The following is a 17,089-nucleotide window of genomic DNA, read 5'->3' as shown; positions in this document are numbered from 1 at the left end:
AGGTCAAGACCCTTTCGTTTTCGCCTTTGTTTTCGTCTTCGCTGCCTGCCCAAGGCTGGCGGGCAGTATGAGCCCGTCCAGCAAGGTTGTCAGCGCATCTTCGATCGCGTGATCGCCGACCTTCTCGCGCACCAGCCGCCGGTCGATCGCCAGCATCGTCAGGCCGTGCAGATGCGCCCAGCAGGCGGTCGCCTGGCCGAGCGCCGGGCGCGGGCGGATCGTGCCGGCGCGCTGGCCGTGTTCCAGGATGTCGACGACCAGCAGGAAAGGCGCCTGCACGCGCGGATCGAGATGGATGTCCGAGGGCTCCCCGGCATCCGCGGCAAACATTAGTCGATAGAGATCCGGGTTGCGCTGCCCGAATGCGAGATGGGCATACGCGAGCGCCAGCAGCACGTCCGGTGCGCTCGCCGAGGGATCGATGGACGCGGCGAGCTCGTCGCGCAGGCGGTCGAAGCCGATCAGTGCGAGCTCGTGCAGCAACGCGGCCTTGTCCGGGAAATGCCGGTACGGCGCGGAGTGGCTGACGTTCGCGCGCCGCGCAATTTCGCGCAGTGTGAACTGCCAGCCCTGCTGCTCCTGCAGCGTGTCGAGCGCCGTTTCGATGATCGCGCGACGCAGATCCCCGTGGTGATAAGCCTTTTGCCCGGCGTCCGCATCCTCATCCGACGACATCGTGTTGCTCCTATGTTGACAGGGGACACATTGTGGTCCTATGATCCGCCGCATGCAAGTTGACAGTGTCTACATCGACGCAACCTCGTGAGGCGCACCATGGCCGTTTCCGCAGAATCCATCTCGAGCATCGACCCGGCGGTGCTGCTGGCCCGCCAGCGCAACGCGTTCGTCAGCGAGGGGCCGCCGACCTTGCCGCAGCGCAAGGCCAGGCTCGCGCGGCTGCGCGCCGTGGTGCTGGCGTATCGCCGCGAAGTGGAGGAGGCGATCAGCGCCGATTTCGGGAATCGCTCGCGGCACGAGACCGCGATCATGGAACTGGTCGGCGTGATCCAGGCGATCGACTACCTGACGCGCAACCTGCGCCGCTTCACGAAGCCGCAGCGCCGGCACGTCGGGATTTTCTATCGGGCCGGGCAGGCTCACGTGGAGTACCAGCCGTTGGGTGTGATCGGCGTGATGGCGCCGTGGAATTACCCGTTCTCGCTCACCTTCATTCCGCTGGCGACCGCGCTGGCCGCGGGCAATCGCGCGATGCTCAAGCCGTCGGAACTGACGCCGCGCACCAGCGAGGTGATGCGCCGGATGCTCGCGGAGACCTTCCCGAGCGAAGAAGTCGCGGTCGTGCTCGGCGGCCCGGAAGTCGGTGCGGCCTTCAGCGGCCTGCCGTTCGACCATCTGCTGTTCACCGGCAGCACGCAGGTGGGCCGCAAGGTCATGAAGGCGGCCAGCGAGAACCTGGTGCCGGTGACGCTCGAACTCGGCGGCAAGAGCCCGGCGATCGTCGCGCGGGGGCATGTCGATGGCCGGACGATGTCGAGCATCGTGTTCGGCAAGCTGTCGAACGGCGGACAGACCTGCGTGGCGCCCGACTATGCGCTGGTGCATGAAGACGACCTGGACGCGTTCGTCACGCAATACGATGCGGCCGTCGCGCGCTTCTATCCGGACGGACCGACGAGCCCGGATTACACGTCGATCGTCAGCGACCGGCATTACGATCGCCTGAAAGGGCTCGTCGACGAAGCGCGCAGCAAGGGCGCGCGCGTGATCGAGGCGGGCGTGAGCCCGCAGCAGGCGGCGACCCGCAAGCGGACGCTCGCCCCCACGCTGATCGTCGGCGCCGGCGACGATACGGCCGTCATGCAGGAAGAAATCTTCGGGCCGATCCTGGCGGTGCGCACGTATCGCACGATCGACGAAGTCGTCGACTACGTGAATGCGCGTCCGCGTCCGCTCGTGCTGTATTACTTCGGTGCGCAGGACGGCGACTGCGAGTCGCTGCTCAAGCGCACCACGTCGGGCAATGTCGGCATCAACAACACGCTCCTGCATGTCGCGCAGGAGGACCTGCCGTTCGGCGGCGTCGGTCCGAGCGGGATGGGCGCGTATCACGGCATCGAGGGATTCCGCGCGATGAGTCACGCGAAGGGCGTGTTCGTGCAGGGGCGCTGGAACCTGCCGAGCCTGCTGCGCGCGCCGTTCGGCAAGCTCGCGGATCTCTCGCTGGCGGCGCTGCTCGGGCGGAGCCGGGAGCAGGTGGGCGTGCGCGCGGGATTGAGCGCCAAGCGCTGAACGCGGCCGCACGATGCCTGCTAGCGCATCGTGCGCTTGCCCGCTCCCGTGCGAACGGCGGCTTCGTCGAAGATCGTCGCGGCGAATTCGACCGCGGCCGGCATCCGCGCGTCGTGCATCAGCACGAATTCGACTTCCGGCAGTTCCGGCAAGCCGTCGGCCACGCCGAGTTCCCGGAGCGTGCCGTCGATCGCGCTGCGCGGTACCGGCGCGATGGCGATGCCGGCGCGCACGCATGTCCGGATGCCGGCGACGCTCGGGCTTTCGCATGCGATCCGGTAGCGCAGGTCGGCCAGCGCGAGCGCCTTGAGGGCGGCGCCCCGGTACGGGCAAGGATCGGGGAAGCACGCGAGCGGCACTTCGCCTTCCGGCAACCGCTCGTGGCGCGCAAATGCCCAGACGAGCGGCTCTTGCCACAACGTCGCGCCTTGATCCGTGTGCGCGCACCGGCTGCCGATCACGAGATCGAATTCGCCGTCGGCATGCCGCCGAAACAGGCTGTCGCCGATGTCGACCGTCAGATCCAGCCGCAATCCGCGCCGCGTGACCGAGTGGCGACGCATCGCGTCCGGCAGCCAGCCTTCCGCGAAATCCTCCGATGCGCCGATGCGCAGCCGGGTATCGGCTGCGTCGCCGGCTCCCAGCCGCGCCCTCGCTTCCCCGCTCAGATTGAGCATCGCGCGCGCGTAACCGAGCAGCGTCTGGCCATGCGCGGTGAGCGTGACGCTGCGCGTATTGCGCACGAGCAGCGCCTGGCCGACCTGTTCTTCGAGACGAACGATCTGGGCGCTGACCGCGGACTGGCTGAGATTCAGCCTGCGACCGGCGCCGGTGAAACTCCGCACGTCGGCGACCGCGACGAACGTCTGAAGCAGCGCCGTGTCGAGAGGATTCTCCATTGATCACAAATCCGGGTTAATTCAATCAATTAATATCGTTTCCAAATTATAAGCGGGCTCGATACGCTGCGAACCGTAGTGGGCGACCGCGCATCCGGCGCGTCGCCGTCACTCCTGGCAAGGACCGGCTCCATGACGTGCGTGCTCTATATCGAAGGCTCACCCAACAAGGCATATTCCGCATCCATCGAAGTGTGCAATGCGTTTCTCGACGCGTACCGGCACGCGCATCCCGATCATGAAATACGGAAGCTCGACGTGTGGGATCTGGCGATGCCCGAATTCGACGAAGACGCGCTGGCCGCGAAATATGCGGGGCTGAGCGGCACCGCGTTGACACCGTCGCAGGCGGCGGCATGGCAGCGGATCGAGCAGCTCGCAGCGCCGTTCCACGCAGCGGACAAGTTTCTGTTCGGCGTGCCGCTGTGGAATTTCAGCATTCCGTACAAGCTCAAGCACCTGATCGATGCGATCTCGCAGAAGGACGTGCTGTTCACGTTCGACGACACGGGCTTCACCGGCAAGCTGGCCGGGAAAAAGGCGGCCGTGGTCTACGCGCGCGGGCTCGGTTATCAGTCGCCGGGTTCGTTTACGCCGGCCGCAGAGTTCGATCTTCAGCGCCCGTACATGGAAACCTGGCTCAGGTTCGTGGGCGTGACGGACGTCACCGGCATCGTCGTCGAGCGTACGTTGTTCGGTGCCGACGGAAAGGTCGATCGCAGCAGCGCGATCGACGAAGCCCGATCGATCGCGCGCGGGTTCTGACGCTGCCGCGCAGCGTATCCGGTGCGCCGGCGCGTCGACGGTGTGCTCCCGGCGCTTGTGTCGGCGTGCGGCGCGGATGCCCGGATCAGCGCCCGCCGCGCGCGATGGCGAGCGCGACGCCGAAGCCGACGAGCAGGCATCCGAAAGTGCGGTCGATCCAGTGCCGCAGCGACAGCAGGCGATCGCGGACGGCCGTCGCGGAGAAGCACACGGCCACCAGACTGAACCAGCCGGCGTGCGCCAGCGCGATGAATGCACCGTAGCCGATCTGCACGATCAACGGTGTGTCGGGCCGCACGGCCTGCATGAACAGGCTGACGATGAACACCGTGGTCTTGGGGTTCAGCGCATTGGTCAGGAAGCCGGTGCGCAGCGCGGCCAGGTCCGACAGCGGTGCGGCCGGCGCGTCGGCCTGCCCGCTGCCGGCCTTCGTCATGAGCATCTTCACGCCGAGGTAGACCAGGTAGATCGCGCCGATCAGCTTGACGGCATTGAAGAGCCACAACGATTGCCGGATCAGCAGGCCGACGCCCAGCAGCGTGTAGCTCACGTGAACCGTCACACCCAGCCCGATACCCAGCGCGGTGAGCACGCCCGAGCGACGCGACAGCATCAGGCTGTTGCGCGTGACCATCGCGAAGTCCGGGCCCGGGCTGATCACGGCCAGCAACGTGATGGTGACTACGACTATCAATTCGGTCATCGTCCTGTCCTTGCGATTGATGGCTTGATGGCGCAATCTTATGGGTCATGTTTCAGCCGGAAAAGCGATGATTTCTGACCAGAATGGTGAGCTGGATTCACAATCGATGCGCGCGAACCTGCCTTCGCTGATGGCCCTGCGTTGCTTCGAGGCGGCGGCGCGTCACGAGAATTTCAGTCGCGCCGCCGACGAGCTGTGCCTGACCCACGGCGCGGTCAGCCGCGCGGTGCGGCTGCTCGAGGACGACCTGGGCGTGGCGCTGTTCCAGCGGCGCAGCCGGCGCGTGTTCCTGACCGACGCGGGCCGCAAGCTGGCGCAGGCGGTCCACGACGGGCTGGGGCTGATGCGTCGCGCCGCGCAGGAATTGCGCACCGAGGCCGCCCGGGCGCGGCGCTGGGTCCTGTCGTGCGAGCCGACGCTTTTGATGCGCTGGCTGATTCCGCGCTGGCCGGATTTTCGGGCGCGACATGCGGGCGTCGACGTTCACCTGGCGGCCGCGGGTGGCCCGTTTTCATTCGACAGCGGCATCGACATGGCGATTCGACGCAACGACTTTGCGTGGCCGGCGGGTTACCACGCGGAGCGTCTGTTCGCGGAGCGGGTGGGGCCGGTTTGCCGGCCGGACAAGGTCGATGCGTGGTTTTCCGCTCGTCGCGGCGAGCGTTCGTTGAAGACGGACGTTCCGCAGTTGCATACGCGGACACGGCCGGACGCGTGGAAGGAATGGGCGGTTGCCGCGCATCAGCCGGCCGTGAGCGGGCGCGGGCAGGTGTTCGACCATTTCTACTTCAGCCTGCAGGCGGCGGTTGCGGGGCTGGGTGTCGCCATCGGCCCGTGGCATCTCGTTCGCGACGATATCGAAAGCGGCGTGCTGGTCGCGCCGATGGGGTTCGTCGAGGATGGTTCGCATTACTGTCTATTGACGCCGGAGCCGGTGGTGGCGGGCCGTGCACAGGCGGATGTGCTTGCGTGGTTGAGGGCGGTGGCCTGATCGGCGCACGGATGCCGGGGACGGGCGGTCGACGATGAGCGAGACCGGCTGCTTCCGACGTTGAAGCGGCGTGCTGACGGCCGGCTCGGCCAGCGCAATCGGGAGACCGTAGTCGCAGTCGCTACGGGCGGGCGTCCGGCGCGAACGTCCTGCCCGTCACGTCCACGATGAAGTCGATTGCCGCGCGAATCGTCGGCGCATGTCTGAGGTCGGCATGCACGACCAGCCAGAGATCCCGGGCATACGGTTCCCCGTCGAACGGCAGGCGCTGCAACCCGGGATCGTCGTCGCCCATGAACACCGGCGATGGGTGTGCTGATGGTCATGAGCATCGCTTCCGGCAGACTCACCGGCAGGCTCGGTGCGCGCACGTTGGCGACGGCCGGCCTGTCGATATCCGCGGTCGGGTATCTCGCGATGTGGCCGGCGATTGCCGTGCACTCCAACGCGCTGCTCGCGATACCGATGCTGCTGGCAGGCAGCGGCATCGCGCTGACGATACCGACGATCACGGACGCGGCGCTCGCGGCGGTGAGCGCCGCGCAGTCAGGCGTGGCGTCCGGGCTGTTGAATACGGCCCGGCAGGTGGGCGGCGTGTTGGGCGTCGCGTTGTTTGGTTTCTTCGTTCGGGCGGCAGACAGCGCGACGTTCGTTCACGGGATGGCGCGGGCGTTGATCGTTTCCGTTCTGTTGCTGGTGGCCGGTGCGGTGACGGCGTGGCGGAATCTGGGGCAGGCAGGGGCGCGAGGAATTCGGGCTCGCGGGGCGAGCCCTCAACGTCAATGACCGACCCGATAGACGCGACCGCTATGCACGCCTTCCACGCTGCGTCGATAGGCCATGGCCACACGTGACGCCGGCACGCTCTCGCAGCCGGGAAAGAACGGACCAAACCGATCCATGGATTCCGTCAGCACCGTCGGGCTCACGACGTTGATCCGGATGCCGCGCGGAAAATCGCACGCGGCCGCGCGCACGAATCCTTCAATTCCGGCATTCGACGCGGCGGCATGGGCGCCTTGCGCAATCGGATCATCGACCGCGATGCCCGAGGTCAGCGTGATCGACCCGCCGTCGACCAGATAGTGCTGGCCCACCAGTGCGACACGCACCTGGCTCAGCAGCTTGTCCTGCAATCCCTTGTGGAAATCGGCCGCCGTCATCTTCTCGATCGGGGCAAGGATCACATTGCCCGCGGCGGCGACGATTGCGTCGACTTGCCCGATCTTTTCGAACAGCGCATTCACGCTCTCGTCACGGGTGATGTCGACCTGATGGTCACCGGAGGTGCGACCCACGCGAACGACTTCGTGTCTTCCGCCTCGCACGAGCTCATCTGCCACGGCACGTCCGACGTCTCCGCCGGCGCCGATTACAACGATCTTCATGGAACCACTCCTTTTCGGTTTCAGGTTGGAGCAGCCATTGTTCTTCGAACCAATATTGAGATAAATGTGCTCTAATTTCCGACACTACTAATCGCCGGTTCGCAATATGGACAAGCTGCGTTCAATGGAAACCTTCGTTGCCGTCGTGGAAGGGGGCAACTTCACCGAGGCGGCGCAGCGGCTTGGCATGTCGGCGGTCATGGTCGGCAAGTACGTGCGCGAACTTGAAGAGCGCCTCGGCGCGCGCATGCTGGAGCGCACCACGCGACGGCAGAGCCTGACGGATGCGGGGCGCGTGTTCTACGAAGATGCCAAGCGCGCGCTTGAACAGGTGCGGATCGCCGAGACGTCGGTCGAGCGATTGCGTGCGTCGCCGTCCGGCACGTTGCGGATCAGCGCGCCGATTACCTTCGGTGCATGCGTCGTCGCGCCGCTGGCCGCGACGTTCCAGCAGATGCATCCGCTCGTGCGCATCGAGCTGGCGTTGAGCAATCGCGTCGTCGACCTGGTGGACGAGGGTTTCGATCTCGCCGTTCGAATTGGTGAACTGGGTGACGTCGATCTGATCGCAAAGCCGTTGACCATGTATCGCATGGTGATTTGCGCATCGCCCGGTTACCTCGCGCGGCATGGACGTCCGGAGACGCCGCAGGATTTGGGCATGCATCACTGCCTGTCTCACTCGGTGTGGAACGGCCGTAACGGGTGGAAGCTCGGCGGGTGGGACGGGCCGCAGGTTTCGCAGGATCCGGCCTTCACGTGCGACGACGGGAACGGGCTGCGCATGGCCGCCATCGCGGGCGCGGGATTGTTGCTGCAGCCTGAAGTTCTGGTGGCGCACGATCTGGCGAGTGGCGCGCTGGTGCCGGTGTTGCAAGCGTACTTGCCGGCGCCGCGCCCGGTTCATATCGTGTATCGGCACGATCGGCGGCCATTGCCGAAGCTGACTCGTTTCGTCGCGCATTTGATCGAGCATGGTGCGGGGCGTTGAAGTCGAACGCAGGTAGCGATCGCGGATTCGTGGCGAATCGAATGTCGACAGGAAGCGACGCGTTGCGGGTGCGTGACACTTGTGAGCCGAAGCGATCGCCGCCCGCTGGCGCCGCGCCATTTCTGCGCGGCCGGGATTCCATTGGCGACGGCGTCGAGGTTGAACACCCGGCTTTCTAAGCGAGCGCGCGGTGGTACACGAAGCCGGCATTCGTTCCGCCGCCCCGACCTACGGCGATCTGAATATTGAGGTGTGCCATCGCCTCGAGATAACGGGCGTTGTTCAAGGGGCCGGTCACGACGGGCGCGAACCCCGCACTTTCTGCGATCTCGGCGACTGTCGTGTTGGCCTGAACGTCGTTGCCCGCGATGAATGCCGTAACGGCATGGCCACCGCGATCGATGCGGTCCGGCGTCATGATGTCGGCGAACACCGTGTTGAAGCACTTCACCAGACGCGCGCCCGGCAGCAGGTGGCCGATCGCCTCGGCTGCCGATCCATCGGCCCCCAGCGGAAGTGGCGACCAGTCGTCCTTGAGCGCATTCGTTGCGTCAACAACGATCTTGCCGGCCAGCCGATGCGCAAGGGAGGGAAGTACCTCGGCGCACGCCTGATAGAGGACAGCGATGACGACAACATCACCATGCGTCGCGGCCTCTTCCAGCGACGCGATTCGGTACCGGGCGCCCGGGCGCGCCCTCGCGGGATTGCGCAAGCCGACTACCACATCATGTCCCGCCGTGACCAGCAATTCGGCCAGATTCCCGCCAAAGTTTCCACCGCCCAGGAATGCGATCTTCATGGCATGTACCTCACGATTGATTGGGTGGCATCATTCTTTCAATTCCGGTTTCTGCAATCAATTAGGTACTCGAGGGTAACCATGACGAAGAAGATCGAGTTGCCGCCCGATGCGTTCCTGAAAGTCTGTCCGTCACGCGCGGTGCTCGCGCGTATCGGGCAGAAGTGGACCGTGCTGGCCATGGTCGCGATGAAGGATGGGCCGATGCGTTTTGGCGACATCAAGCGCCGCCTGGAAGGTGTCTCGCAGAAGATGCTGACCCAGACGCTGCGCGCGATGGAGCGCGACGGACTGGTGGTGCGCAATGTCTACGACGAACTGCCGCTGCGTGTCGAGTACGCGCTGAGTTCTCTGGCCGGTACGCTGCTTCCGCTCGTCATCGATCTCAAGGCGTGGGCGGAGAATGCGCTCGCGACGATCGAGGCGAGTAATCGTGCGTTCGATCGTGAGCATGCGGAGTAGGGGGAGGGGGTTCTGGGTGAGTTCAAGCCTTTTATGTGCTGGCGTGCTCGTTGTTCGCGCGGTCACTCGAGACGGGCGACGCACGCGTGTCTTCCGACGCGTGGGGAGGCCGTCACCGCACCCAGAGATTTGCGAACGGCACGAAGCCCAGGGGTGCGGCCTCTACACCGGCAACATGCGACTCCAGCTCGATATGCTGATGCTCGTGCGAGATCGGGATCAGCCAGCCCGCTTCGACCAGTTGCCGGCCGATCTCCTCGTAGCCCGTCATGCGCACGCGCGCATCGGCTTGCGCCTGCAGCCCGTGCAGCACGCGATCCAGCTCAAGCACCGCATCGGCCGGCATCCACTGCCGAAAAATGCTGTCGGCGGCAAACCATTCGTAGCATCCGAAATCCTCGTCGTCATGCAGTATCTCGCTGCCCAGCACCAGGTCGGCCGCATCCAGCCAGTCGCGCCGGATCAACTCGGCATAAGGCAGCGCCATCACCTGCAGCCGGATATCCGCCTCGCGCAGCCGGGCTTCGATGATGCGCGCCAGCGCGAGTTCGTCATGGGTTTCCCCCGTCACCAGGGTGAGTTCTGTTTGAGCGGGCAAGGAGGGCACGGGGCCCGATGCCGCGACGCGATGCTGCCAGGCCGGTAACAGGCCGGCCGCGGGCCGTCGCGCGGGATCGTCGGCCCCGAACAGGCGGCCGGGCGCAAGCCAGTCCGCCAGCGCGAGCCGCTGTTCGCGCTGGCGAAAACCGTCGCGCGTGGCGTTGCAGACCACGTAGGTGCAGCCCGCCTGCACCCGCACGATGCCCTTGTTGGCTTGCGTGCGGGAAACGGAGTGGCCGAAGCGGAGGTCGAAGCCGTCCGCCAGGCCGGTCGAGGGAAGAAACCAGAGATCCAGTTCGTCGAGCAGGGCCCGCTCGCGGTAATGATGGCCGAAGGCCGACAGGGTAATGCGGTATTCGCTGTGACGCGTCAGCCTGAACGGCCCCGTTCCGATCGGCATGCGTGCGAAGTCGGGCTTCCGGTGCCGCGGCACGATCGAGGCATTGGCCGCCGCGAGGCGCTGCGGCCACAGATGGTCGACGTCGCTCAGACGGCACACGATTCGCCGGCCGTCGCCGATTTCCACGTCGAGCAGATGACGGTATAGCCGCTGGAAATAGCTCGGCTCGTCACGCATGCGCAGCAGCGTGTACCGCACGTCTTCCGGTTCCAGCGGCGTGCCGTCGTGGAAGACGATGTTCGGCCGGAGCCAGAAGTGCCAAACCCGTCCGTCCTCTTCCGATTCCCAGTGATGCGCCAGTGCCGGCACGACGCGCTGCGTGTGCCGGTCGAACTCGGTCAGTCGCGAAAAGATCTGCCGCACCAGATGCGCTTCCAGCCGGCTGATCACCCGATAGGGATCGAGTTCATCCACCGCCCGATAAAGGGGAATGCGCAGACGGTGGCTGTGCGAACCCTCCGTATCGATGCCCAGGAAATCCGGCAGCCGTTTCAGCAACTGTCGGCGCTGCTCGTCTGCCAGGCTGGCAAACGCCTGCTCCAGTTCCCCTTCCGCCAGCAAGGCCGACAGGCGGTCGAGCACCGCGTGCTGCGGCGGCACCAGGATAGTCAGGCGCGAAAAGTGGCCACGGCCGCGCGCCGACTCCCAGCGCAGCCAGCCTTGCGCTTCCATCTTGCGCAGCAGGCCCCGCACGTTGCGTTCGGTGCAGTTCAGGGCGCGTGCCAGCGCCGGCAGGCCGGGCTGATTCCCCTGCTCTTCGAGAAACTCGCCAAGTCGATGAAACCGGTCGATCAGTCGCATAAAAGAGGAAACAAAAAAATCGAAATTTGCCGTTTTTATTGTGCTTGCCGTTGTGCAGAATGTACACGCGTATAAAGCAAGTCGATTCAAACTAGCCTTGCCAGAAGCGGGTATGCGTCGTTTTGTTGATTTGTGTGGATTTGTAAAAAAATAGCTGAATCGAACGTCAATTTCCATTCCCGGGATTATTGATTCGATCGCCATTGCGTAAATATCGCTGCTTCAATACGGCAACGCCCCGGCCTTTATCAATCATCGTGGATAGTTAATGAGCGAATTGGATTTTGAATATCTTCCATCCCGCAATACGCTGGTTCATCAGGTCGAACGTCCGCACGGCGAACCGCGGCGGGAGCATTTCCGTTTCGTCCGGCAGCCGCTGGCGCCATTGGCGCCCGGCGAAGCTCTGGTGAGAAACATGCATTTTTCAGTCGACCCCTACATGCGCGAATGCATGGACGGCGACTGGGCACTGCATGCGCCGCTCGAAGGCCGGACCATCGGCCGGGTACTGCGCTCCACGGACACCGCGCTGCGGCCCGGCGACTGGGTATTCCATCGACAGGGATGGCGTACCTACGCCCAGGTACCGGTGCAGGCGCTGCGGGTGATCCGGCCCGCGGAGGGTGTGCCGATCACCGCGTGGCTGAGCATCCTCGGCGGCACCGGGTTGACTGCCTGGGTCGCCCTGACCCGCATCGTCCGCCTGCAGCCCGGCGAATCCGTTTATGTGTCCGCCGCGGCCGGCGGCGTTGGCACTGCGGCCGGCCAGTTCGCGAAATTGCTCGGCGCGGGCCGGATCGTCGGGAGCACCAGCAACGAAAGCAAGGCACGGCAACTGATGCACGGCCTCGGCTATTCCGACGCATTCGTCTACCGGCCCGGGCAAGTCGCCGCGCAATTGCGCGAAAGGGTTCCCGAAGGCATCGACGTCTACCTGGACAACGTCGGCGGCGAACAGCTCGAGGCAGCCATCGCCGTCCTGAAAGACCACGGGCGCGCGGCGCTGATCGGCGCGGTCGCGCAGTACAGCGCGCTGCAGCCTCCCGCCGCGCCGCGCAATCTGTTCGACGCGGTGGGCAAGAGCCTGACGCTGCAGGGCTTTCTCGTGAAGAACTACGCCAGCCTGCAGCAGGAACTAGAGGCATTCGCGATCCCGCACCTCCAGCGCCGCGACCTCGTTGCGCCCGAAACCGTCACGACGGGCTTCGACAACATCGTCGACGCGTTTCTCGCGATGCTCTCGGGCGGCAATCTCGGCAAGGCCATTGTCAGCGTCGATAGCGACGACGAAGGTGCGTCCTGATTCTCGCCCGCGGGATGCGGACGGTAAGCCATTGCGATCTGTCACGACCATTCGACTTGCGTTCCAGTAAGCGACCTTCGACGAACACACAAGCGCCAGCGCGATCCAAGACCTGATCGACGAAGGTGTCGCCGAACGACCGAACGACCGAACGACCCGCGCCGGACATAAACCACCACACCCGCCGCTCAATCAAGATAAGGCTCCAACACCCCCTCGATCCAGTCCATGAAGGCCCGGACGCGGGGCGACAGATTGCGCCGATGAGCCACGACAAGCGACGCGGCGAGCGGCTCGGGACGCAAGTCGGGCAGCACCTCCACCAGCGCGCCGCTTTCGATGTAATGCGCAAGCGTCGGATATCCCGCCTGGATCAACCCAAGGCCTGCCAGCCCGGCTGCATGATAGGTCTGCACACTGTTGACCTGCATCGCGCTCGGCAACGGAAGCGACGCATAGCCGTCGCCGTCCGGGTATTCCCATCCGGCATGCCTGGCACCGAGTGTCAGCGTGTAGTGGATCATCCGGTGTCCCTGCGTGCGCAGATCATCGAGCGTGTGCGGTGTGCCGTACCGCGCCAGATAGCTCGGGCTCGCCGCATTGGTCATCCGCAGTTTTCCCAGCGGCCGGGCAATCAGCGTCTCGTCGACGATCGGCCCGAGCCGGATCACGCAGTCGAATCCTTCCTGGACGAGATCGACACGCCGATCGGTGCTCGAAAGTTCCAGTTCCAGTTCCGGATGCGCCGCCATCAGTTGCGGGAGTGCGGGAATCACGACGCTGCGTGCGAGCTCGGTGGGCATGTCGACGCGCAGCCTTCCCCGCAACGGTGTGCCGTTGCCGGAGAACATCGATTGCAATTCCTGGACTTCGGCCAGCAGGTCGCGCGCGCGTGAATAAAAGGCGCGCCCGTCTTCAGTCAGCTGAACGCGCCTCGTGGTCCGGTGCAGGAGTGCAACGCCCACATCCCGCTCCAGCTCACGGATCACCATCGACACACGTCCCTTCTGAATACCGAGGCTTTCGGCCGCGCGCGTGAAGCTCGTCATTTCGGCGACACGGGCAAAGATCAAGAGCGCGTCGAGGTTTTGCATTGTTCACCCAGGGAGTAACAGAACGTTCAATTTGTCATCGTTTATAACTCAGTTGTGGCTCGGTAGAGTGGCTTTCCATGTCGTCCACGGCGGACAACGCGAACGAAAGGAAGCACCCATGACACCACACGCCTCTCCGGTCAACACAGTCGTCGTATTCCATTCCGGCTACGGGCATACCGAGCGCATGGCTAGCGCGGTCGCCGAAGGTGCCCGCGCCGTGCTCGTCGCGATCGACAGCGAGGGAAACATTCCAGCGGATGCCTGGGAAACGCTCGCCGGCGCGGACGCGATCCTGTTCGGCTCGCCGACCTACATGGGCGGCCCGAGCTGGCAGTTCAAGAAGTTTGCCGACGCATCCTCGAAGGTCTGGTTCGAAGGCGGATGGCGGAACAAGATCTTTGGCGGCTTCACCAACAGCGCAAGCATCAACGGCGACAAGCTCAACACGCTCGAATACTTCTTCCTGCTCGCCGGGCAGCACGGCGGCATCTGGGTCAGCATGGACATCAAGCCGGCGAACGTGAAAGCCTCGATGCGTGACGACCTGAATCGCATGGGCGCCTATATCGGGCCGATGGCGCAAACGCCTGCCGATGCGTCGCCCGAGGAAATGTCATCGGGGGACCTCGAGACGGCACGCCGCCATGGCATGCGCGTCGCGACGATCGCCGGACAGTTTCGGTCCGGAACACCTCGAGGCAACTGAAATCCCGGCATGCGCGACGGGACGTGACGCAACGCAACGCAACGGACGCCGCCGCATGCCATCCAGCCACGTTTGAAGGGAAGGGTGATGAAATACAAGCAACTGGGCCGCACCGGCCTGTACGTTTCCGAGTTGTGCCTCGGCACGATGACGCTGGGCGGCAACGCCGATGCCGGCATGTGGAAGGCGATCGGCGCCGTCGAACAGGACGAGGCGAACCAGCTGATCGCCCGCGCGCTTGCCGACGGAATCAATTTCATCGATACCGCCGACATTTACTCCTTTGGCCAGTCCGAACGCATCGTCGGGCAGGCCCTCCGGGACATCGGCGTGCCGCGCAGCGAGATCGTGCTCGCGACCAAGACGGCCGGCGTGATGGGCCGGAAGCCCAACGAACAGGGGGCGTCGCGCGGCCACATCATGGATTCCGTGCAGAGAAGCCTGGAACGGCTTCAGGTCGACCATATCGATCTGTACCAGATTCATGCCAACGATCCCGTCACGCCGATCGAAGAGACGCTGCGCGCCCTCGACGATCTCACGCGGCAGGGGCTGGTCCGATATGTCGGCGTGTCGAATTGGCGCGCGGGCAGGATCGGCAAGGCGCTCGGGCTGAGTGCGGCGCTTCGCGCCACGCGCTTCGAGACGCTCCAGGCCTACTATTCGATCGCCGGACGTGACGTCGAGCGCGAACTGGTGCCACTCGTCGTCGAGGAGCAGATGGGGCTGCTCGTCTGGTCGCCTCTCGCCGGCGGGTTGCTGTCGGGGAAGTTCGGCCCCGGTACGTCGACCGACAGCGGTTCGCGGCGCAATCATTTCGATTTTCCGCCGGTCGATCTTGATCGAGCCTGGCCGTGCGTTGCAGAGATGCGCACCATCGCCGATGCGCACGATGTCTCGGTCGCCCGGATTGCGCTCGCGTGGCTACTTGCGAGGCCGCATGTCACGAGCGTGATTGTCGGCGCCAAACGGATCGAACAGCTCGAAGACAATCTCGGCGCGGTCGACGTCGTCCTGACCGAGACCGAGCTTGCGCGTCTCGATGCCGTGAGTGCTTTGCCGGCCAGCTATCCCGGCTGGATGATCGAGCGTCAGGAGGCGGGCAGGCGCCCTCAACCTTTCCGGCGCGTCGCGTCGGAATAGAACCGGCTATCGCCGCTCAATCCAGTCGAAGCAAGTCGTTGAAGATCGCCACCTCGCGTTGAATCGCGTGTTCCCGTTACCAAAGAGAGATCGACATGCCGAAGGGTTATCTAGTCGCACACGTCAGCGTTTCGGACCCGGCCGCCTATGCTGCTTATGCAGAAGCCGCGGGTGATGCAATCAAGGCTTTCGGCCCCAAGGTCATTGCGGCCTGGGGGCAGTATGAAAACCTCGAAGGCGAGGCCCATGAGCGGCATGTGGTTCTCGAGTTCGATTCGTTCGCCGAGGCCAGGCGCTTCTATGAGAGCCCCGAATACCAGACGGCCAAGGCACTCCGCGCCGGCGCGGCAACCGGGACCTTCGTCATTCTCGAGGGGGCTTCATGACGCTGACCACGACACGTTCGAACATGAGCGTCGTCGGTTCGATCTCGCGGCAGGGGGGCCTCACGAATCCCGGCCGTCCTTCGCCGGAAGTGCCCGGCATTGCGAATGCGGGGACGCTGGCTTGCCGACACGTCCTTGCGGTGATCAATCATTCGGCTGAACGTCCGTCGGCTCATGCGACCGGACGAGCGATGGCCTGACAATGATCTTGCCGATAACCTGGCCAGATTCCTGAGCCTGGTGGGCTTCAACGATGGCGTCGAGCGCGACCTGCATGCCTATGGTCGGCACATAGGCGCCGTCCTCGAGGCATCGGCAGATCGCCGAAACGGCTGCGGACTTGGCGGCCGCCGGGACGGTGTAAATGTAGACGAACCGGAATGTACAGCCTGCGATCATGGCGTCGAGCAGGGGAAGCGGCACCTGATCGGCCGCGGATCCTACGGCATACGAACTGATGATGCCGCCGTTGGCGAGGCAGCGCATATCGATGCCGAGGTTGTCTTGCAGACTGACTTCCACGATACGATCGACTCCCCGCTGCCGTGTTGCCGATTTCACGATCGCGACCACATCCTGCAGCCGTCGATTGATCACGAGGTCTGCACCCGCACGCCGTGCGGCGTCTGCCTGCGCGGGCGTTGAAACGGTGGTCGCGACCCACGCGCCGGCCCATTTTGCAAGCAGGATTGCTGCGGTTCCGACCGCTCCCGCGCCGCCCTGGACGAGTATCGCGCGACCCTTGATGTCGCCGTCCGAGAAGAGACATCGATGGGCAGTGAGTGCCGGAATGCCCAGGCAGGCGCCGACCTCGAACGAAACGTTGCCGGGCAAAGGAACGGCCTGTGCTTCCGGAACGACCGCATATTCCGCAGCCGTGCCGAAGGGGCGGCGAGATTGCGCTTCGAACAGCCACACCCGTTCGCCTGTCCGTGTCGGCGTGACGCCGGCACCGATCGCGTCGATCACGCCCGCACCGTCTTGATGCGGAATGACCATCGGGAATGCGGAAGGGCCGGAGAAGCCGGTACGCGCCTTGATATCGCTGGGATTCAGGCCCGATGCGTGGATGCGCACCCGGACTTCGCCCGGACCCGGTTGCGGAACCGGAAAATCCCCGAGCCTCAACACTTCCGAAGCGTTGCCCTGACGTTCGTAATAAGCAGCCTTCATCGATCTGATCCCTTGAATGAGTCCGGTCGCCGGTTATCGGCGGCCGATGTAACGATGCCGGGACTATCGGCGGTCGACCGCTTTTGCACAAGAAGGCACGGTGGATTCAACCGGTCATCGCAACACCTTCTGGTCTAATGTCGCCCCAGGAGGTAAGGTAGGTGAGCAAGAAGAAGCGGTGTGGGCTATCCGCCGAACAAAAAGCGTTGTTGTGGCAAAGATGGAA

19 protein-coding genes are annotated in these 17,089 nt (G+C 64.6%); 10 read left to right on the top strand and 9 right to left on the bottom strand.

From position 1 onward, the window contains the following. Positions 1-3 precede the first annotated feature (3 nt). Positions 4-729: a TetR/AcrR family transcriptional regulator gene (locus tag E9536_RS28365; RefSeq protein WP_247873522.1), complete on the bottom strand. Its 726-nt coding sequence runs from the start codon at positions 727-729 to the stop codon at positions 4-6. 45 nt (positions 730-774) lie between these two features. Here E9536_RS28365 and E9536_RS28360 point away from each other — a divergent pair, with 45 nt between their 5' ends. Next, positions 775-2,250, top strand: a complete 1,476-nt coding sequence (locus E9536_RS28360; RefSeq protein WP_134319500.1) for a coniferyl aldehyde dehydrogenase — start codon at positions 775-777, stop codon at positions 2,248-2,250. A gap of 20 nt (positions 2,251-2,270) precedes the next feature. On the opposite strand, the gene E9536_RS28355 is transcribed toward E9536_RS28360, so the two are convergent. After that, on the bottom strand, positions 2,271-3,149 hold the full coding sequence (locus tag E9536_RS28355) for a LysR substrate-binding domain-containing protein (protein ID WP_136471496.1): 879 nt from the start codon (positions 3,147-3,149) through the stop codon (positions 2,271-2,273). Between the two features lie 132 nt (positions 3,150-3,281). On the opposite strand from E9536_RS28355, the gene E9536_RS28350 reads away from it, so the two are divergent. Further along, entirely contained in the window at positions 3,282-3,914 is a 633-nt protein-coding gene (locus E9536_RS28350) for an NAD(P)H-dependent oxidoreductase (protein ID WP_136471494.1), read from the top strand. An 85-nt stretch (positions 3,915-3,999) separates the two neighbouring features. On the opposite strand, the gene E9536_RS28345 is transcribed toward E9536_RS28350, so the two are convergent. After that, a complete protein-coding gene (locus E9536_RS28345; RefSeq protein WP_060085921.1) occupies positions 4,000-4,617 on the bottom strand; it encodes a LysE family transporter in 618 nt (205 codons plus the stop codon). A gap of 67 nt (positions 4,618-4,684) precedes the next feature. Here E9536_RS28345 and E9536_RS28340 point away from each other — a divergent pair, with 67 nt between their 5' ends. Further along, the gene (locus tag E9536_RS28340; RefSeq protein WP_136471492.1) at positions 4,685-5,608 is read left to right on the top strand and encodes a LysR family transcriptional regulator; all 924 of its coding nucleotides are present in this window, start codon (positions 4,685-4,687) and stop codon (positions 5,606-5,608) included. 121 nt (positions 5,609-5,729) lie between these two features. On the opposite strand, the gene E9536_RS28335 is transcribed toward E9536_RS28340, so the two are convergent. Further along, a complete protein-coding gene (locus E9536_RS28335; RefSeq protein WP_174414595.1) occupies positions 5,730-5,903 on the bottom strand; it encodes a hypothetical protein in 174 nt (57 codons plus the stop codon). A gap of 11 nt (positions 5,904-5,914) precedes the next feature. Here E9536_RS28335 and E9536_RS28330 point away from each other — a divergent pair, with 11 nt between their 5' ends. Then, positions 5,915-6,394: an MFS transporter gene (locus tag E9536_RS28330; protein WP_247873521.1), complete on the top strand. Its 480-nt coding sequence runs from the start codon at positions 5,915-5,917 to the stop codon at positions 6,392-6,394. On the opposite strand, the gene E9536_RS28325 is transcribed toward E9536_RS28330, so the two are convergent. Continuing rightward, positions 6,388-6,996, bottom strand: coding sequence for a short chain dehydrogenase (locus E9536_RS28325; protein ID WP_136471490.1), 609 nt, complete (start codon positions 6,994-6,996; stop codon positions 6,388-6,390). The two genes, E9536_RS28330 and E9536_RS28325, sit on opposite strands and share 7 nt — an antisense overlap. Before the next feature lie 106 nt (positions 6,997-7,102). Here E9536_RS28325 and E9536_RS28320 point away from each other — a divergent pair, with 106 nt between their 5' ends. Further along, positions 7,103-7,987 carry a LysR family transcriptional regulator gene (locus tag E9536_RS28320; protein WP_136471488.1) on the top strand — a complete coding sequence of 295 codons (885 nt, stop codon included), beginning with the start codon at positions 7,103-7,105 and terminating at the stop codon, positions 7,985-7,987. 175 nt (positions 7,988-8,162) lie between these two features. On the opposite strand, the gene E9536_RS28315 is transcribed toward E9536_RS28320, so the two are convergent. Further along, positions 8,163-8,789, bottom strand: a complete 627-nt coding sequence (locus E9536_RS28315) for an NAD(P)-binding domain-containing protein (protein WP_136471486.1) — start codon at positions 8,787-8,789, stop codon at positions 8,163-8,165. An 81-nt stretch (positions 8,790-8,870) separates the two neighbouring features. Between E9536_RS28315 and E9536_RS28310 the strand changes: the two genes are divergently transcribed. Continuing rightward, positions 8,871-9,251, top strand: a complete 381-nt coding sequence (locus E9536_RS28310) for a helix-turn-helix domain-containing protein (protein WP_034196196.1) — start codon at positions 8,871-8,873, stop codon at positions 9,249-9,251. Between the two features lie 112 nt (positions 9,252-9,363). On the opposite strand, the gene E9536_RS28305 is transcribed toward E9536_RS28310, so the two are convergent. After that, entirely contained in the window at positions 9,364-11,052 is a 1,689-nt protein-coding gene (locus tag E9536_RS28305; protein WP_168799583.1) for an SgrR family transcriptional regulator, read from the bottom strand. Positions 11,053-11,320: 268 nt separating this feature from the next. On the opposite strand from E9536_RS28305, the gene E9536_RS28300 reads away from it, so the two are divergent. Continuing rightward, on the top strand, positions 11,321-12,358 hold the full coding sequence (locus E9536_RS28300; protein ID WP_059693539.1) for an NADP-dependent oxidoreductase: 1,038 nt from the start codon (positions 11,321-11,323) through the stop codon (positions 12,356-12,358). 188 nt (positions 12,359-12,546) lie between these two features. Here the strand turns inward: E9536_RS28300 and E9536_RS28295 are convergent, their stop codons facing one another. After that, on the bottom strand, positions 12,547-13,452 hold the full coding sequence (locus tag E9536_RS28295; protein WP_021160247.1) for a LysR family transcriptional regulator: 906 nt from the start codon (positions 13,450-13,452) through the stop codon (positions 12,547-12,549). Between the two features lie 118 nt (positions 13,453-13,570). Between E9536_RS28295 and E9536_RS28290 the strand changes: the two genes are divergently transcribed. The 3 genes from E9536_RS28290 (at position 13,571) to E9536_RS28280 (ending at position 15,690) form a co-directional block, all read left to right on the top strand. After that, complete coding sequence (locus tag E9536_RS28290) at positions 13,571-14,161, top strand: flavodoxin family protein (RefSeq protein ID WP_060349597.1); 591 nt, start codon at positions 13,571-13,573, stop codon at positions 14,159-14,161. A gap of 87 nt (positions 14,162-14,248) precedes the next feature. Further along, positions 14,249-15,304, top strand: a complete 1,056-nt coding sequence (locus tag E9536_RS28285; RefSeq protein ID WP_027792059.1) for an aldo/keto reductase — start codon at positions 14,249-14,251, stop codon at positions 15,302-15,304. 95 nt (positions 15,305-15,399) lie between these two features. Next, positions 15,400-15,690, top strand: coding sequence for a DUF1330 domain-containing protein (locus E9536_RS28280; protein ID WP_027792058.1), 291 nt, complete (start codon positions 15,400-15,402; stop codon positions 15,688-15,690). Between the two features lie 144 nt (positions 15,691-15,834). Here the strand turns inward: E9536_RS28280 and E9536_RS28275 are convergent, their stop codons facing one another. Next, positions 15,835-16,863, bottom strand: a complete 1,029-nt coding sequence (locus tag E9536_RS28275) for an NADPH:quinone reductase (RefSeq protein ID WP_136471482.1) — start codon at positions 16,861-16,863, stop codon at positions 15,835-15,837. Between the last annotated feature and the right edge of the window lie 226 nt (positions 16,864-17,089).

Source organism: Burkholderia sp. LS-044 (genome assembly GCF_004803625.1).
Taxonomy (GTDB): domain Bacteria; phylum Pseudomonadota; class Gammaproteobacteria; order Burkholderiales; family Burkholderiaceae; genus Burkholderia; species Burkholderia cepacia.
The sequence above is the reverse complement of the archived record's forward strand: the minus strand, read 5'-3'. Positions and strand labels throughout refer to the sequence as shown.

Coding starts and splice junctions, on each gene's coding strand:
- E9536_RS28355 (WP_136471496.1), bottom strand. CDS start 3,149: ATGGAGAATCCTCTCGACACGGCGCTGCTTCAGACGTTCGTCGCGGTC.
- E9536_RS28345 (WP_060085921.1), bottom strand. CDS start 4,617: ATGACCGAATTGATAGTCGTAGTCACCATCACGTTGCTGGCCGTGATC.
- E9536_RS28310 (WP_034196196.1), top strand. CDS start 8,871: ATGACGAAGAAGATCGAGTTGCCGCCCGATGCGTTCCTGAAAGTCTGT.
- E9536_RS28315 (WP_136471486.1), bottom strand. CDS start 8,789: ATGAAGATCGCATTCCTGGGCGGTGGAAACTTTGGCGGGAATCTGGCC.
- E9536_RS28325 (WP_136471490.1), bottom strand. CDS start 6,996: ATGAAGATCGTTGTAATCGGCGCCGGCGGAGACGTCGGACGTGCCGTG.
- E9536_RS28335 (WP_174414595.1), bottom strand. CDS start 5,903: ATGGGCGACGACGATCCCGGGTTGCAGCGCCTGCCGTTCGACGGGGAA.
- E9536_RS28295 (WP_021160247.1), bottom strand. CDS start 13,452: ATGCAAAACCTCGACGCGCTCTTGATCTTTGCCCGTGTCGCCGAAATG.
- E9536_RS28285 (WP_027792059.1), top strand. CDS start 14,249: ATGAAATACAAGCAACTGGGCCGCACCGGCCTGTACGTTTCCGAGTTG.
- E9536_RS28305 (WP_168799583.1), bottom strand. CDS start 11,052: ATGCGACTGATCGACCGGTTTCATCGACTTGGCGAGTTTCTCGAAGAG.
- E9536_RS28280 (WP_027792058.1), top strand. CDS start 15,400: ATGCCGAAGGGTTATCTAGTCGCACACGTCAGCGTTTCGGACCCGGCC.
- E9536_RS28340 (WP_136471492.1), top strand. CDS start 4,685: ATGATTTCTGACCAGAATGGTGAGCTGGATTCACAATCGATGCGCGCG.
- E9536_RS28360 (WP_134319500.1), top strand. CDS start 775: ATGGCCGTTTCCGCAGAATCCATCTCGAGCATCGACCCGGCGGTGCTG.
- E9536_RS28350 (WP_136471494.1), top strand. CDS start 3,282: ATGACGTGCGTGCTCTATATCGAAGGCTCACCCAACAAGGCATATTCC.
- E9536_RS28330 (WP_247873521.1), top strand. CDS start 5,915: ATGGGTGTGCTGATGGTCATGAGCATCGCTTCCGGCAGACTCACCGGC.
- E9536_RS28275 (WP_136471482.1), bottom strand. CDS start 16,863: ATGAAGGCTGCTTATTACGAACGTCAGGGCAACGCTTCGGAAGTGTTG.
- E9536_RS28365 (WP_247873522.1), bottom strand. CDS start 729: ATGCGGCGGATCATAGGACCACAATGTGTCCCCTGTCAACATAGGAGC.
- E9536_RS28300 (WP_059693539.1), top strand. CDS start 11,321: ATGAGCGAATTGGATTTTGAATATCTTCCATCCCGCAATACGCTGGTT.
- E9536_RS28290 (WP_060349597.1), top strand. CDS start 13,571: ATGACACCACACGCCTCTCCGGTCAACACAGTCGTCGTATTCCATTCC.
- E9536_RS28320 (WP_136471488.1), top strand. CDS start 7,103: ATGGACAAGCTGCGTTCAATGGAAACCTTCGTTGCCGTCGTGGAAGGG.